The organism is Falsibacillus pallidus, assembly GCF_003350505.1.
Lineage (GTDB): Bacteria > Bacillota > Bacilli > Bacillales > DSM-25281 > Falsibacillus > Falsibacillus pallidus.
Genome location: NZ_QQAY01000001.1, coordinates 376,642 through 391,391, shown reverse-complemented (window position 1 = coordinate 391,391; position 14,750 = coordinate 376,642). Strand labels below are relative to the sequence as shown.

Here is a 14,750-nt window from a genome sequence, read left to right as displayed (position 1 = left end):
GCCGGAGAAAATTCCGGCCGCTCCATCTGTGTATTAGTCGCAGATTCCCAAGTATTCGTCTTTGATGCACTGAATGGCACAGAAGCAATCAAGATCAACAGTGATGCAGGAATTAGTTGCTTCGAAACGATTTACTTCACAGATTTTTTCATAATTCACGCGTCCCTTTTCATCCACAACTCCAACTTGGTATGAACCCTTGAAAGGTTTTAGAACGCGAAGAGTAGCGCAGCAATTATCGAAAACATCTTCTACTCTGAAATAGATGGAAGCACAAGCTTTCTCTTTGTGATGAGTATCTCTTGTATCAGCAGCATCATCGTGATGTTCCCTGAATAATCCTTTGAAAAGATCGCCGTTTTTATTAGTCAACGTGAATACACGTGTATCAGCGCGGCGTCGGCGAGCAGGGCTCACCAAATCTCCAAGCGGCTCCAAGAAACAATTAGATGAACACTCCAAGCACTCATCGTTTACTGCATTATCTTGTATATCTTTAATTGCGCGGACTACTTCACATACACAGTTACGGTCCTTATGGCCATCATGACTACCACAACCCATGTTTTTTCCTCCTTAGATTAATTGATTTTACATTATTAACATATTGCAATTACCTATCATGAGTAACGGACAAACGCCTGTTTTTTCTTAAAATAGGCATGAATATAAGCAAAAGGGGACAGGTCTGTGCGATTAACATTCATTCAATTCTTTATATTGGGATTCGCTTCTTTCCGAATAACTCATTTGATTGTCTTTGATAAAATAACAGCTTTCCTTCGGGCTCCTTTTTTTGACGAGTTTACAATGAAAGATGAAGACGGCAATGATGCCGTATATATTGCTCCCAAAAAAAGCGGGGTAAGAGGATGGATCGGTGAGTTGTTAAGCTGCTATTGGTGTACCGGGATATGGGTCAGCATTGCGCTATTTTTATCTGCCCTCTATTTTCCGAAATGGGCTGAACCAGTGATCATTATTTTTGCGATTGCAGGTGTGGCATCACTAATCGAATCAGCTGTTCAAAAATGGGGTGGAGAATAATGAAAAGTGGGCCAATGATTCAAACAGGCACTCACATTTTTCATATGCTGTATAGAGTCTTTTTCTTTTGATTGGAGGGAAATATGAATGCAGAAGAAAACGAAAGTCTATGGCACATCTGTCAAACCTGTTCAAGCCGTACAACCTAAGAAAAAAGGCTGTGGATGCGGAAAGAAAAAATAAGTGCTTCGTTTGGAAAGCACGTTCATCAGGGATCATTGACTCCAAATGGACCATACAATTAAATGAATTACTTATTGGCGAGAGGACTTCCTTAAAATGGAAGTCTTTTTGTTTAACTTTGTTCATAAAAACGGTTTTTTAAACCAAAATATATATTGCGGATACTTCAATGAATGAGGGAAGGAGATATATTTGATGAAAATAGGAATTGTGATATTGTGCGTAAGTTTATTGGCAGCAGGCGGTTGTTCATCTAAACCGAAGCATGATAGTCAATTGGCATTGATAAAAACAACCAATCCGGAACCAATCGAATTGAAGGTGCGGCCAGACAACAAATCAATCGGCGCCAGGGTGAAGCACGAAATAGACAGCATTCCGGAAGTATATGATGCAGCTGTCATTGAAGGAAAGGATGAAATCATCGTTGCTTATAAAGTGAAACATTCAAAGCGCTTTAGAATGAAAAAAATCGAAAAGAAAATCAATTCCAGGCTTGAAAAAGAATACCCGGACGAAAACTTCATTGTTTCGAGCGATTATAAGATCTTCCTTGAAGCAATTCGACTTAAAGAGGAAATGGAAGCTGACACAATCAGTAAAAAGGATGCTTCCAAGCGCTTTGAGGAAATAAAAGAACTGCAAATGGAACAAACGTAGAAAGAGGGGTGTATTATGGCCAAATCACAAAAAACACCGGAACAGAAGCAATATGAGCAGTTGGAACAAAAATATGAACTGAAACGTCCAGTATTGGCCAACTGCATCAAAGCTTTTCTGGTCGGTGGAATCATTTGTGTAATTGGACAGGCAATTTCGTATTTTTATATCTATTTTTTTGATTTTACAGAACAGACCGCAGGCAACCCAACCGTGGCAACAATGGTGTTTCTCTCCATGATCTTAACTGGATTTGGGATATATGACCGCCTAGGGCAATTCGCGGGTGCAGGAAGTGCGGTCCCTGTTACAGGATTTGGGAATGCTGTCATCTCTGCAGCCATTGAACACCGCACGGAAGGCTATGTCCTTGGCGTTGGGGGAAATATTTTTAAACTTGCGGGCTCCGTCATCGTATTCGGGGTATTTTCAGCTTTTGTTCTGGTATTGATTAAAACCCTCCTGATGAAATGGGGGATTTTATAATGCTTAAAGGAAACCAATCATGGTATTTCGCCAACAGGCCCGTTATTTTATCCACAGGAGTTGTAGGGGGGCCATTTGAGAAAAATGGACTTTTGGCATCCGACTTTGATCAATTCCATGATGATCTTTGGATGGGGCAGGATACGTATGAGAAGGCACAGAGAGTATTGATAGAAGATGCAGTTCAGCTTGCACTTCAAAAAAGCGGAATCACGCAAAATCAGGTACAGTATTTTCTTTCCGGAGACCTGATTAATCAAATTACTCCTTCCAGTTTTGCAGCAAGGACTCACCAAATACCATATTTAGGCCTTTTCGGAGCCTGCTCTACATCTATGGAAGGACTCGCAATATCTGCGTTCATGGCCAACTATCAAGGGGCTAAATATATTTTGACAGGGGCTTCCAGCCATAATGCGGCAACAGAGAAACAGTTCCGGTATCCAACTGAATATGGCGGACAGAAGCCCCCTACAGCTCAGTGGACAGTCACTGGTGCAGGTTATGCTCTGATAGGTGCAGGACAAAGCGTCATTGGACCGCATCCGAGGATCGTATCGGCCACCATCGGCAAAGTGATTGATATGGGGCTGACGGACCCATTTAACATGGGAGGCGCAATGGCTCCTGCAGCAGCAGATACAATCCAGGCGCATTTCAAGGACCTTCAACTGGATCCTTCCCATTATGATTTGATTGTGACAGGCGACTTAGCTAAGATAGGGCGTCAGACGGCACTGGATTTACTTAAACAAAAAGGTCTGGGTATAAAAGAGGAGCAATTTCAGGACTGCGGCATGATGATCTATAGTTCGGAGCAGCCTGTACAAGCTGGTGCAAGCGGACCTGGATGTTCTGCTACAGTTTTGTACGGCCATCTTCTTAACCAAATGAAACAGGGAGTGTATAAGCGGATTCTCGTTGTCGCCACAGGGGCGCTTCTTTCCCCATTGACCTTTCAGCAAAATGAATCCATCCCATGCATAGCCCACGCCGTATCCATCGAATTTATGTGATATGCATAAGAAAGGAGATGTAAAGCGATGTTAGCCATGTTTTTATGGTCTTTTATCATTGGGGGCGCCATCTGCGTCATTGGGCAGCTTTTGTTTGACGTTGCAAAGCTGACGCCTGCCCACACGTTGAGCCTGCTTGTTGTGATCGGTGCCATCCTCTCTGTGTTCGGCCTCTATGATCCCCTTGTTGACTTTGCGGGCGCAGGTGCCACTATTCCCATTACCAGCTTTGGCAACTCGCTCGTTCACGGTGCCATGCAAGAAGCAGAAAGGCATGGGATTGTCGGAGTGCTGACAGGAATGTTTGAAGTGACTTCATCTGGAATATCCGCTGCAATAATTTTTGGATTTATTGGAGCCCTCATTTTTAAGCCGAAGGGCTGAGCCAAGCGGAATGGACAAAGCATCAAGATTTAGGAGAGATACTATACCTTAAAGTTTTAGGGAATCCGCCCATACACATTTTCATCATCTCACATATGTTATGAGTGTACTAAAGAGAAAAGTGAGGTGACAGTCAATGCCTTATGGTTATGGATGGGGCGGCTGCGGTTATGGATGCGGCGGTTTCGGTGGAGGTTCTACTTTTGTTTTGATCGTGGTGTTGTTTATCTTGTTGATTATTGTTGGAGCTAGCTTCTGCTAATGAGATAAAGGAGGAAGGACAAAACCCTCGGGTTTTGTCCTTTTTTTCCTATAGTTGTGATAACGCCGCTGTTGATTTCTCCCTTTTTATTCACCCTTTGAATTCCTTCTCATACTATAGAGTAGTTGAAAGAGAGGGCGTGAGAGAATGGAAAATCAGTTTTTTAAAAACCTGGAAAAGAAAACCGGAGTCAACATGAAGGATGTATTTGAGTTGGCAAACTCTTTGCAAAATGCAAATTTCAAAGATGAGCAGACAGTTCGTGGAGTCATCAAACGAGTTTCCCAAATAGCAAATAAGCCTGTATCAAAAGAAATGGAAGACAAAATCGTTCAATCCATCATAAAAGATGGGAAGCAGCTTGACTTTGGAACCATTTCAAAAATGATTAATAAAAAATAATAGCCAAAAGCACTGATCGATAGAATATTGACCAGTGCTTTTCTATTTAGAAATACCCGCATAAAACTTGTTCTTAACTCGTAAATTGTATACAAAGGCCGTTTCCTTTATATGAAAATGGGGAATATCCAATATAAACAGGAGGTGGAGACCATGGGATACATTGCACCAATCCCACATTATCAGTATAAGCAATACCAAGAAAGAGTGACCAGCAAGCAATACGATCCATTCTTTTTGCAGCCGATAACAAAGGTGACTCCAACTGCTGCATTTGAAATTGATAAAGATTTGCCGGAAAATCAAGAAGCGAAGAAGAGGAAGCAGTCTGATTCTTATGCCGCTGCTGTTCCAAAAACAAAAAATAAAAACAGAATGCTTAATGATTTTTATCCGTATACAGGGAAAGGGAAGTATATCAACGAAGTCATCTAGCTGTTTAAAGCATCATACTCTTGTACAAAAAGGGATTCTCCTTCTTTCCATTCAGCGAATAATACGTTTTTATAATCAGTATATCCTTGCAGCTTCAGCTCATTTTTTAACCATTCTTCTGACTTGTCATACACCTTTAGATTGTCGTAGATAATATGTCCTTCTAATATGACAGCTACAGGGATGGAAACAGAGCTTGGAGTCAGGTTCAAATCCTCTCTGGTTACATTTTGGAGAAGTGATTTTTTTTGGATGGATACACTTCCGTCTGACTCTAATAATGCAAATTCACAATCTCTGACTGAAAATACATCTTTAGTTCTCAGTAAATGCTGGAGCTGGTTCAAATCAAGATGATTCCTCTTTAGTGCTTCGTAGTCGATTTTTCCTTTATGAATGATAATGGTTGGTGTACCTTCAAGATAGTGCCTCGCTTTTCTGGATTTCTGTGTGATGAATTCTGTCAGATATAAGAGGAGCCCCCAGAGAAATACAGCAAAAAGGATTTGCTTGACACCTATTTTTCCATCATATAAAGCATTTCCCACCAATTCACCTAAAATGAGTGCAGAGATAAAATCGAATGCAGTGATTTGAGTGATCTGCGTTTTCCCTATGATTTTTGTCAATATAAATAAGGCAACATATCCTACGATAAGTTCAAAGCCGATATGCAAGTAATCCATTTTCAATCCCCCTTAACGTGCAGATATACACTGTTCATCATTATGGTCAATGGGATTATGGAACATACATAAATAAAAAACGAAGCAGCTTCTAGTGGCTGCTTCGTTTTTTAAATGGCTTTTTCCATTGTTCTATGTGGAATTCCGGCATCAAGGAATTCGTCTGAAACGACTTCATAGCCCAGTTTCTCATAAAATGGAATGGCCTGGGTCTGGGCATTGAGCTTCAGAATTTTTAGACCTTGCGTTTTTGCAAATTCTTCAATTCCTGACATGATGATTTTACCGGCACCTGTACCCCTTTGGGAGGAAAGGACGCAAATCCTTTCTACTTTTCCTTTGCCTTCAAGGTTCCTGAAGCGGCCTGCACCTATAGGGTCTCCATCATTCATCAGCAAAAAGTGTGTGGAATCATTTTCAAATTGATCGATTTCTTCTTCTTCCGGCACTTTCTGTTCTTCAACGAATACCTTCGTACGAATTAAAAAGGCCTGCTCTAATTCTTGTTTATTTTGCACCACTTGCAATTTCAATGTTTATCCCTCTCCTAAACGGAATGTTTCATATACTGTCCAAGAGCCGTTTTCCAATTGATAAAGCAGATGGAAGCGGTCAACGACTTCTTCGTGCTCTACGCCAAGCATTCTTAGTGAGCCATAGACATCGGAATGCTCTTCATCGGATAGCTTTTGTGCGATTGTGATATGCGGGACAAAAGAATACTCTGAATCCTCGCCATTAAGATTTGCATTGAGTTCCTGATGAAGGCTTTCCAGTTCCGGCGTTGGTTCCACTTTCATGTAAATGACATTATTCACTGGTTGAAATGAGCTGATTTTAAAAGCACTCATTTTGAATGGAGTGTGGTTTTTTGCCACAAATTCCAACTTTTCTACTGCATTTTTTATTTCTTCTTCTGACAATTCAAATGCGTTTTTTAAAGTAAGATGCGGTGGAATTAATGCATAATGGGGATCGTAGCGTTTACGGTAAGAGTTAGCAAGATCTTGAAGCTTTTTGGATGGGAAAATAGCGACACCATACTTCATAGTGTAGTCCTCCTTATTTTTCTATAGAGAGTACAATCTTTTATAAATTATTATAACATTTTTTTGAATATTATAATATAAATTGAGGAGGCACCCCAATATTTTTCATACAGGGTGCACCAAAATATTGCTTTTGGACTATAAGGCTCAGTACATAAATTTCAATGCCCTTTTTAGGTCGGGCTGCCAATGCTTCCAAGTATGGTCGCCATTGAATTCTTCATAGAAGCAAGTATAGTTTTTTTCTTCCATCAATTCATGAAGGGATCTGTTTGGAGCGAGGAAATCTTTCACTTTTCCATCGGTCGTTTTTACCTCTTTTTCGCCATTTCCAATGACATGATAGATATTAAGAAGCTGTGGCTGGCTTAATTGCTCCACGCCCTTAAGTACTTTTTCATCGACATACGGCGACTGCAAGATGACTTTTCCAAACGTATTAGGATACTTCACTGCGGTCATGAGTGATACGGTTGCCCCGAGTGAGTCGCCGATCAACCCTCGGCCAAGCCCCATATGGTAGGTTGGATATTCTTTATCCAGGAATGGGACCAGCTCATGAGCAAGAAATCGAATATAGGCTGCGTTCTGTTCGCCGTCCGGATGATACTTTCTTCTGCGGTCCTCCACATCTTTATAAGGGATTCCCACTATAATAAGATTTTCTATCTCCCTGTTATCCAAATACTCGTCAGCAAGCCGTGCGATTCTTCCTAGTTGGAAGTAATCCTTGCCATCCTGTGCAATGAGCAGCGAGTATTTGTATAGGGGTGAAAAAGTGGCTGGCAAATAAACCAGTAATTTTATTTCTTCCCCAAGTTCCATACTTTGAAACGATATTTCATTGATTGTTCCTTTTGGTGTAGACATGATGAATACCTCCAACTATGGCAAATAAATAAAGCGTATACATTTGATTTTATCATAAATGAAGACTGTTTTCCCAATTCTTGATTTAAGCAGTCGATGCTTAGGGAAAGAGCTGAATTTTTCAAAGAAATAAGGAAAGCCTCCAAAAAATGGAGGCTTCTAAATGATATATTATTTATTTCTTAACGAGATTCACAAGCATATGCGCTAAATGATGCTGCTGTTCTTTTGTTCCGACTTCCCACAGCTCATTCAAAAGCTTTTCTTCAGCATTACGCGGTTCCTCTTTATTAGCAAGATGACCAGCTACTTTCTCCGCTGCCACAGCAAGCTGTTCTTCATTTAAACCAAGCTTTTCACCCATCTCCACTTTTTTAGAGAGGTACGATTTAAATTCTTCAAAAGACTTTAAGATCTGTTCCTTTTTGGCCTCATCAACGTTTTCTAATTTGTCTTCAACTTTATTCATATGATTTTCCAAAATAAAAGCCTCCTTGTGAATGTTATAGAGTGTTTACCACAATGGACAGATCATAAACTGAATTAGATAGGATTTTCTGTAAATAAAAAAGTTTCATAAAACCAATTGACTTTCTATGAAAAATAAATATAATAGAATATGTAGCTGATAGCGATCTGATAGTTCAGCGGGAGAATACTTCCTTGACAGGGAAGGGGTCGGGGGTTCGAATCCCTCTCAGATCATCGATTAAAAGAAAAAGCATCCTGATTTATCAGGATGCTTTTTTGTTTTTTCAAATGGAGTCCATAGACTATCTTTTTATAAGTCTGACAGTAGAATTCAGCATTTGTTTGAAAGGGTCCAAAGTGAAGTCCTGCTTTTGATTAAGGACTGTATAGCGGATCAATGCCTTTTCTGATGGGGATTGAACTACATATGAGAAGGCAGTCTGTTGTGAATTAGATGCCTTGTATGAGTAGAGTTGGCCATCTGTCTCTGTATTCATTTTCAAGGGATTTCCGATGGCACCGAGCATTTTAACGGTGTCTTGCTCAATCACAGACCCGTTCTTTTCCGGATCAATCACTTCAATCATCATCACTGTCTTCATCTGCTCTTGCAGGGGAGTGTCTTCCTGGATGTCTTCTGATGAAATCAATTCATCCATTATGTACATAAAATCAGGTTCTGGCTGTGGCTTGCTTAAATTGACGGTCTGCATAAATTCTCCTTATCTCACGTTGATATATTTTTAGACGCAAATTAAGGTGATAAGTTACAAAAAAAATAATAGAAATAGAAAACCGGCCGAAGTTACAGGCCGGTTTTTGTCATCTCGTTTCATCTTGAAATGCACTGCATTTTGAATTGCAGCTTTTCTTAAGGGAGCATGTCCCGCATACTCCTTCTTTACTCTTCTTGATAAACTTATATAGTGTGAATCCGGCATAACCAAAGATGAGCAGTCCGATCAGGATGCTGGCAATCATGATAACGCCTCCTTAGAATGTTATGAAGAGTTTCCCTGTCTGATAAATGATAAAGGAAAGCAGATAAGCAATAGCAAGTGCGTATCCAATGGAGAACAAAGTCCACTTCTTGGAACCTGATTCATTCCTGATAGCTGCAACTGTTGCTACACATGGTACATATAGCAATATAAACACCATGAAGCTATATGAGCTTAAAGCAGTATAATGATCTGCCAATAAGCCCTGCAAAGTATTTGTATCTGGAGTGTGGTAAATGATATTCATGGTTGATACGACAACTTCCTTTGCAAGGAAGCCGGTTAATAGTGATGCTCCAGCCTGCCAGGAAGCAAATCCAAGCGGGGCAAGCAGCGGAGCGATGATTCCACCGATCATGGCAAGAAAACTATCATCCATCGGGACATTCAATCCATCAGGTCCTGCATAGGATAGGAGCCAGATGAAAACAGATCCTCCGAAAATGAAGGTACCTGCTTTGCGAACAAACCCTTTGCCTTTTTCCCATGTACTCCTCCAAAGTGTCTTTGTATGAGGAATTCTATACGGAGGAAGCTCGACCACAAATAATGAAGCTTCATTTTTTAAAATGGTCTTCGAGAAAATGCTGGCTAAGAGCAGCGCGACCGCAATTCCTAAAACATAAAGGGAAAAAACGACTATTGATTGATGCTTTGTGAAAAACGCTCCGGCAAACAGGGCATAGACAGGAAGTCTCGCAGAACATGACATCAATGGAGTAAGGAGAATCGTCAAAAGCCTTTCCTTTGGCTGCTCGATTGTTCTTGCTGCCATAACACCCGGAACATTGCATCCAAAACCGATGATCATTGGAATAAAAGCTTTTCCGTTCAATCCAACCCGCTCCATGAGTCTGTCCATTACCAAGGCAGCCCTGGCCATATATCCTGAATCCTCCAGGAAGGATATAAACAAGAATAGGATGAAAATCTGGGGAACGAATACGAGGACCCCGCCTACCCCTGCTACAATTCCCTGGATCAATAAATCTTTAATAAATTGATTGGCGTGGATGGCCTCCAATGTAGCCAATATGATGTTTGTCACTGGCCCGGATAAAAATGCATCCAAGGCATCCGACAAGGGAGTGCCGATCCAATCAAATGTAAACATGAACATAATATACATGAATAAGAAGAAAATAGGGATGCCAAGCCATTTGTTTGTGACAATTTTGTCTATCTTGGCAGAACCTGATTCTTTGCCGGGTGCTTCATGGATTTGGACTTCCTTGATCACATTTCGAATCCAGGCTTTCCTTACCTGGAAAATCCATTTTGCCGGGGAGACCGCCTTCAATTCAGCACGCAGCTCATCAACGATGCTGCGAAGAACTTCCTGATCAATCCAATCAGCAGAATAATCAATAGAAGATTGATTTCCTTCTAACACTTGAAGCGCAAGCCAGCGCTTTGGAAATGGAAGGTCCTCTGGCAGAAGGGAATTGATTTTATTAATGGCTGCTTCCATTGCTGCTCCATAATCAATGATTAATGGAGAGGCATTAGAAGAATCTGATGAAGCCAAGAGCGCCTCCTGAAGATCTTTACAGCCTTGACCTGTTCTCGCTATGATTGGCTCTACGATAGCCCCTAATAGGGAAGATAACTTATTTGTATCGACTTGGATGCCGCGGTTTTTGGCGACGTCCACCATATTCAAGCCAATGGTCACTGGCTTTCCGTATTCTAAAAGCGACAATGTAAGTTGGAGATTACGTTCCAGCTGTGACGCATCGACAATGTTTAATATGTTTGAAAAGTCGTCATGAAGCAGGAAATGGATGACGACAGATTCATCTCTCGACAAGGGCTGCAGGGAATAGACGCCGGGCAAATCAATCAGGTGGCCATGTTGGTTTGATAGGACACCGATTTTTTTTTCGACTGTGACGCCGCTCCAATTTCCCACATACTCATATGAATTGGTCAAGGTGTTGAACAATGATGTTTTCCCTGTATTGGGATTGCCGATTAATGCTGTTTGCATGATTCCAATTCCACCTTAATGAATTCGGCATCCTTGCGGCGGATCCCGATCATCTGTCCTCCGCACTCCACCATGCATGGGCCGCCGAATGGAAGGGAACGCTCCAATTTGATGGGGCATCCTTCGCAGACTCCGATATGAAGAAGCCGATTCTGCAAGATGCCAGTTGTTTTAGAAATATCTCTTATATAGCCGATTTGGCCTTTTTTCAATGATGTAAGATTCATATGAAAATCCCCATTCAATTATCATTTGTTCATTTCACTGCAATGAGAATGATAAATCTTCTCAATTACATTTTTATTCTAACATAGAATTAATTATGTGAGAATGAAAATATAAAAAAAGCCAGACAAAAAGTCTGACTTTTAACATTGATTCATTATCGATTTTTATCGGGATTCCATCATAGCAACAAGTTTTCTTGAAATAGATAGTAGTACAAGCCCCAGCACGATGGCTGCTGCTCCGATTACAAGGAAGATTTCCAAGTAGCCCAAGGATTCAGTCAAGGCTGCAAGCTGTCCTGCCACAAAGTTCGCTACTGAACTGGAGAATAGCCATACACCCATCAATAAAGAAGCCAATTTGACAGGAGACACTTTACTTACAAGAGAAAGACCGACAGGAGACAGGAATAGTTCTCCAAGTGTATGAAGGAAATAAGTGAACACGATGAATAATAGGTTTGCTTTAACTGGAATATTCGATTCATCGCTTCCTGTTTGGAGTACGGCTGGAATCAATACAAGGAATCCAATTCCCAATAAAATCATCCCAATACCCATTTTTGTTGTCATTTTAATATCCCCGCGTTTGCTATTCGAAAGCTTGGACCAAATAGCTGAAAGAATCGGAGCCAAAATGATGATGAATACTGGATTGATTGACTGGAACCATGAAACAGGTACTCTGAATCCGAAGACATTACGGTCCACAAACTTTTGAGTATATAATGTAAAAGAACTTCCAGCTTGTTCAAATCCAGCCCAGAAGAAGACAACGAAACATGTGATAATGATGATTGCCCAAGTTCGTTTCTTTTCTGCAGGTGTCAATGGCTGGGCAGGAGCTTTGCTTTCTTTCTCCAGCCCTTGACGCAATGGCTTTTTCCCAATGTCCCCAAGGTATTTCTTGCCTAATGAGCTGTAAATGATCTGGCCGATCAGCATCCCAATTGAAGAAGCAAGGAATGCCCATTGGAATCCCCAATGTTCGATCCCATTTGCATCTTTCGAGAAGAATAATGTTTCTGCCAGAAAGCCTGCAATAAGGGGGGCGAAGAAAGCACCAATGTTGATTCCCATATAGAAAATAGTGAATGCTGCATCTTTTCGCTTATCATTTTTTGGGTAAAGTTCCCCAACAAGTGTCGAGATATTCGGTTTAAAGAAACCGTTTCCAATGATCAATAGTAAGAGGCCTATGTATAGCCCTGTTGTAGAATGAGTTGCGAAGACGGTAAAATCCCCGCATGCCATCGTAATGCCGCCGATTGTGATTGCGCGCTGCAATCCGATGAATCTGTCCGTCAGATATCCTCCGATCAGCGGAGTGAAATAGACCAAACCTGTATAGAGTCCGTAAATTCTTAATGCGGTAGCATCATCCATGCCAAGTCCGCCGCTGACATAGGCAATTGTCAGATATAGAACAAGAAGAGATCTCATTCCATAATAGCTGTAGCGTTCCCAAAGTTCGGTAAAGAATAGTAAGTATAGACCTTTAGGATGTTTTTTTGTGTTGTTCTGCAATGTTTCTTCCACCGAATCACCTCTGTTGTCTGAAATTTTTCAACACAATTAGAAATTATAATTTACTAAAAATTTATAATCAATGAATAATGGAGAAGTAATAATCTTTAAAGTATTGCTCCAATTCAGAGATCGATTCACTGTTATCTTATAGAAGCGATGTAACGGCGACAGATTCTTCTTGTAAAATATCACCCATTCCTCAATTATTATTCATTTTTAAATAGAAAAACATCCCGAAAGAGGGATGTTATACACTCGATTGCTTAAGAGTGATCTTTATGATTTCAATAGTTTTTTCCTGTTCCTCTAAGGTCAGGGATGAGCCGGAAGGAAGGCATATTCCTGTTTGAAATAGTTGGTTGGCGAAGTCCCTGCCATTTTCATGTTCAAAGTATGGAGAGCCGCGGAATAACGGCTGAGTATGGAGTGGCTTCCAGATAGGCCTTGATTCAATATTTTCTTTTTCAAGAGCATGTAACAGCACTGGAGGGGAAAGATTCGATTCTGGGGAGAGGGTTAGGGCCGTGAGCCAGCGGTTTGATTTTGAATCCGGTAATTCCGGCATGAAATCAAGGCCATCAATTGTAGACAAGCCACTTTTATAACGATTGAAAATTTCACGCCTCGCTTCAACGCGCTCCTCAATGTGAAGCAGCTGTCCCCGTCCGATTCCTGCAAGGATATTGCTCATCCGATAATTAAAGCCTGTTTGGCTATGTTCGTAATGGATGGCAGGGTCCCTGGCCTGTGTAGCAAGGAATTTAGCTCTTGCCAGGGCTTCGTGGTCATCTGATAACAGCATGCCGCCTCCGGAAGTTGTGATGATTTTATTCCCATTGAAAGATAGGATTCCGAACTTTCCGAATGTCCCGCATTTTTTTCCTTTATAGCTGGAACCAAGGGATTCTGCGGCATCCTCAATGACAGGCACTTGATAATACTCAGCAATGGTGCATAATTCTTCGTATTTGGCACTTTGGCCCAATAAATTAACGATGATGACAGCTTTTGGCAGGCAGTTTTCTTTGTTCATTTTATAAAGAGCCTTTTCAAGTGCTGCTGGGGACATATTCCAGGTGTCGGGCTCTGAGTCGATAAAAACGGGTTGAGCCCCTTGATATAATATGGGATTTGCGGTAGCCACAAAAGTAAGGGACTGGCAAATGACATAGTCATTTCTTGAAACACCCAATAAAATCAGTGCTAAATGGATAGCGGCGGTTCCTGAACTTACTGCAAGGGATGATGGGGAACCGGTATACCGGCAAATTTCATTTTCGAATTGGACCACATTTTCACCAAGCGGGGCAATCCAATTGGAATCAAAAGCTTGTTGAATGAATGACTGTTCATCACCGCTCATATGTGGAGGTGACAAATAGATGCGTTTTGAATGATTCATGTCCGGCCGTCCTCCAGTGCTTTAATGATTTTCGCAGGCGAACCGACAGCAGTGGAAAAAGCGGGGATGTCACGAATCACCGTGGAACCTGCCCCGATGATGGACCAGCACCCCACTTGTTTGCCAGGGATGATGCAGGATGAAGCACCAAAATGAACACCCTCGCCTGCTTTCACACTTCCGGTCAAAGTGGACTGAGGGGATAAGTGGACAAAGGAATCAACAATGCAGTCATGTTCCACCACAGCATGTGAATTGATGATGCAGTGGCTCCCGATGAACGTGTCAGCATTGATTACGGCAAACGGCATAATGACTGATCCTTCTCCAATATGAACATTATCTCCAATGAAAGATTGAGGGTGGACGGCTGTCCCGAAGCGAATGGGATATTGGTTCAGTTCATCTGCCATGTGTTTTCGTTTTTTGTTGTCTCCTATTGTGATGATAAAGGATAAAGAATCCTCTGAATCAATTAGCGTTGGCAAATCCTTTATTTTTCCAAGCACAGGCAACCCGCAGAAGGATGTTTCACTTCTGTTATCATCTAAAAAACCCAGCACTCTATGCCCGCCTGCAATCAGTATATCCTTCACTACTTTGCTATGGCCGCCAGCACCAATTAAGACAAACATGTGCCCACCTCTTT

General features: G+C 41.3%; 21 protein-coding genes and 1 tRNA gene. 9 read left to right on the top strand and 13 right to left on the bottom strand.

Annotated elements, in window-relative coordinates:
• Positions 1 to 33: 33 nt before the first annotated feature.
• The gene (locus DFR59_RS01970; RefSeq protein WP_114743949.1) at positions 34 to 564 is read right to left on the bottom strand and encodes a CotY/CotZ family spore coat protein; all 531 of its coding nucleotides are present in this window, start codon (positions 562 to 564) and stop codon (positions 34 to 36) included.
• A 126-nt stretch (positions 565 to 690) separates the two neighbouring features.
• On the opposite strand from DFR59_RS01970, the gene DFR59_RS01965 reads away from it, so the two are divergent.
• The 8 genes from DFR59_RS01965 to DFR59_RS01930 all read left to right on the top strand — a co-directional run bounded on the left by DFR59_RS01965 (position 691) and on the right by DFR59_RS01930 (position 4,875).
• A complete protein-coding gene (locus DFR59_RS01965) occupies positions 691 to 1,047 on the top strand; it encodes a DUF1360 domain-containing protein (RefSeq protein ID WP_114743948.1) in 357 nt (118 codons plus the stop codon).
• Positions 1,048 to 1,425: 378 nt separating this feature from the next.
• The gene (locus DFR59_RS01960) at positions 1,426 to 1,890 is read left to right on the top strand and encodes a YhcN/YlaJ family sporulation lipoprotein (RefSeq protein ID WP_114743947.1); all 465 of its coding nucleotides are present in this window, start codon (positions 1,426 to 1,428) and stop codon (positions 1,888 to 1,890) included.
• A gap of 15 nt (positions 1,891 to 1,905) precedes the next feature.
• Positions 1,906 to 2,376, top strand: a complete 471-nt coding sequence (spoVAC, locus tag DFR59_RS01955; protein WP_114743946.1) for a stage V sporulation protein AC — start codon at positions 1,906 to 1,908, stop codon at positions 2,374 to 2,376.
• Positions 2,376 to 3,392 carry a stage V sporulation protein AD gene (spoVAD, locus tag DFR59_RS01950; RefSeq protein WP_114743945.1) on the top strand — a complete coding sequence of 339 codons (1,017 nt, stop codon included), beginning with the start codon at positions 2,376 to 2,378 and terminating at the stop codon, positions 3,390 to 3,392. Before spoVAC ends, spoVAD begins: the two co-directional genes overlap by 1 nt.
• Before the next feature lie 27 nt (positions 3,393 to 3,419).
• Entirely contained in the window at positions 3,420 to 3,776 is a 357-nt protein-coding gene (gene spoVAE, locus DFR59_RS01945) for a stage V sporulation protein AE (protein ID WP_114743944.1), read from the top strand.
• Positions 3,777 to 3,912: 136 nt separating this feature from the next.
• Positions 3,913 to 4,038, top strand: a complete 126-nt coding sequence (locus DFR59_RS01940) for a YjcZ family sporulation protein (RefSeq protein ID WP_114743943.1) — start codon at positions 3,913 to 3,915, stop codon at positions 4,036 to 4,038.
• 147 nt (positions 4,039 to 4,185) lie between these two features.
• Positions 4,186 to 4,440 carry a sporulation-specific transcription regulator SpoVIF gene (spoVIF, locus tag DFR59_RS01935; protein WP_114743942.1) on the top strand — a complete coding sequence of 85 codons (255 nt, stop codon included), beginning with the start codon at positions 4,186 to 4,188 and terminating at the stop codon, positions 4,438 to 4,440.
• 153 nt (positions 4,441 to 4,593) lie between these two features.
• Positions 4,594 to 4,875, top strand: coding sequence for a hypothetical protein (locus tag DFR59_RS01930; protein WP_114743941.1), 282 nt, complete (start codon positions 4,594 to 4,596; stop codon positions 4,873 to 4,875).
• On the opposite strand, the gene DFR59_RS01925 is transcribed toward DFR59_RS01930, so the two are convergent.
• The 5 genes from DFR59_RS01925 to DFR59_RS01905 all read right to left on the bottom strand — a co-directional run bounded on the left by DFR59_RS01925 (position 4,872) and on the right by DFR59_RS01905 (position 7,949).
• A complete protein-coding gene (locus DFR59_RS01925) occupies positions 4,872 to 5,561 on the bottom strand; it encodes a DUF421 domain-containing protein (RefSeq protein ID WP_114743940.1) in 690 nt (229 codons plus the stop codon). The genes DFR59_RS01930 and DFR59_RS01925 overlap by 4 nt on opposite strands.
• A 110-nt stretch (positions 5,562 to 5,671) precedes the next feature.
• Entirely contained in the window at positions 5,672 to 6,094 is a 423-nt protein-coding gene (locus tag DFR59_RS01920) for a GNAT family N-acetyltransferase (protein ID WP_114743939.1), read from the bottom strand.
• Positions 6,095 to 6,097: 3 nt separating this feature from the next.
• Positions 6,098 to 6,610, bottom strand: a complete 513-nt coding sequence (locus DFR59_RS01915) for a YjcG family protein (RefSeq protein ID WP_114743938.1) — start codon at positions 6,608 to 6,610, stop codon at positions 6,098 to 6,100.
• A 147-nt stretch (positions 6,611 to 6,757) separates the two neighbouring features.
• Entirely contained in the window at positions 6,758 to 7,480 is a 723-nt protein-coding gene (locus DFR59_RS01910; RefSeq protein WP_114743937.1) for an alpha/beta hydrolase, read from the bottom strand.
• A gap of 175 nt (positions 7,481 to 7,655) precedes the next feature.
• Positions 7,656 to 7,949 carry a DUF3243 domain-containing protein gene (locus tag DFR59_RS01905; protein ID WP_114744233.1) on the bottom strand — a complete coding sequence of 98 codons (294 nt, stop codon included), beginning with the start codon at positions 7,947 to 7,949 and terminating at the stop codon, positions 7,656 to 7,658.
• Positions 7,950 to 8,113: 164 nt separating this feature from the next.
• Between DFR59_RS01905 and DFR59_RS01900 the strand changes: the two genes are divergently transcribed.
• Positions 8,114 to 8,185 (top strand) — tRNA-Val (locus tag DFR59_RS01900).
• A 68-nt stretch (positions 8,186 to 8,253) separates the two neighbouring features.
• Here the strand turns inward: DFR59_RS01900 and DFR59_RS01895 are convergent.
• From DFR59_RS01895 to DFR59_RS01865, 7 genes are all read right to left on the bottom strand, one after another.
• A complete protein-coding gene (locus DFR59_RS01895; protein WP_114743936.1) occupies positions 8,254 to 8,664 on the bottom strand; it encodes a hypothetical protein in 411 nt (136 codons plus the stop codon).
• Positions 8,665 to 8,773: 109 nt separating this feature from the next.
• Positions 8,774 to 8,932, bottom strand: a complete 159-nt coding sequence (locus DFR59_RS01890; RefSeq protein WP_114743935.1) for a FeoB-associated Cys-rich membrane protein — start codon at positions 8,930 to 8,932, stop codon at positions 8,774 to 8,776.
• 12 nt (positions 8,933 to 8,944) lie between these two features.
• Entirely contained in the window at positions 8,945 to 10,942 is a 1,998-nt protein-coding gene (gene feoB, locus DFR59_RS01885) for a ferrous iron transport protein B (RefSeq protein ID WP_114743934.1), read from the bottom strand.
• Positions 10,927 to 11,169, bottom strand: coding sequence for a FeoA family protein (locus tag DFR59_RS01880; protein ID WP_114743933.1), 243 nt, complete (start codon positions 11,167 to 11,169; stop codon positions 10,927 to 10,929). Before DFR59_RS01880 ends, feoB begins: the two co-directional genes overlap by 16 nt.
• A 165-nt stretch (positions 11,170 to 11,334) precedes the next feature.
• Positions 11,335 to 12,708 (bottom strand): peptide MFS transporter, encoded by a 1,374-nt coding sequence (locus DFR59_RS01875; RefSeq protein WP_114743932.1) that lies wholly within the window; start codon positions 12,706 to 12,708, stop codon positions 11,335 to 11,337.
• Between the two features lie 238 nt (positions 12,709 to 12,946).
• Positions 12,947 to 14,101 (bottom strand): aminotransferase class I/II-fold pyridoxal phosphate-dependent enzyme, encoded by a 1,155-nt coding sequence (locus tag DFR59_RS01870; RefSeq protein ID WP_114743931.1) that lies wholly within the window; start codon positions 14,099 to 14,101, stop codon positions 12,947 to 12,949.
• Positions 14,098 to 14,736 carry an acetyltransferase gene (locus DFR59_RS01865; RefSeq protein ID WP_114743930.1) on the bottom strand — a complete coding sequence of 213 codons (639 nt, stop codon included), beginning with the start codon at positions 14,734 to 14,736 and terminating at the stop codon, positions 14,098 to 14,100. The genes DFR59_RS01870 and DFR59_RS01865 overlap by 4 nt, the downstream gene beginning before the upstream one ends.
• Positions 14,737 to 14,750 lie beyond the last annotated feature (14 nt).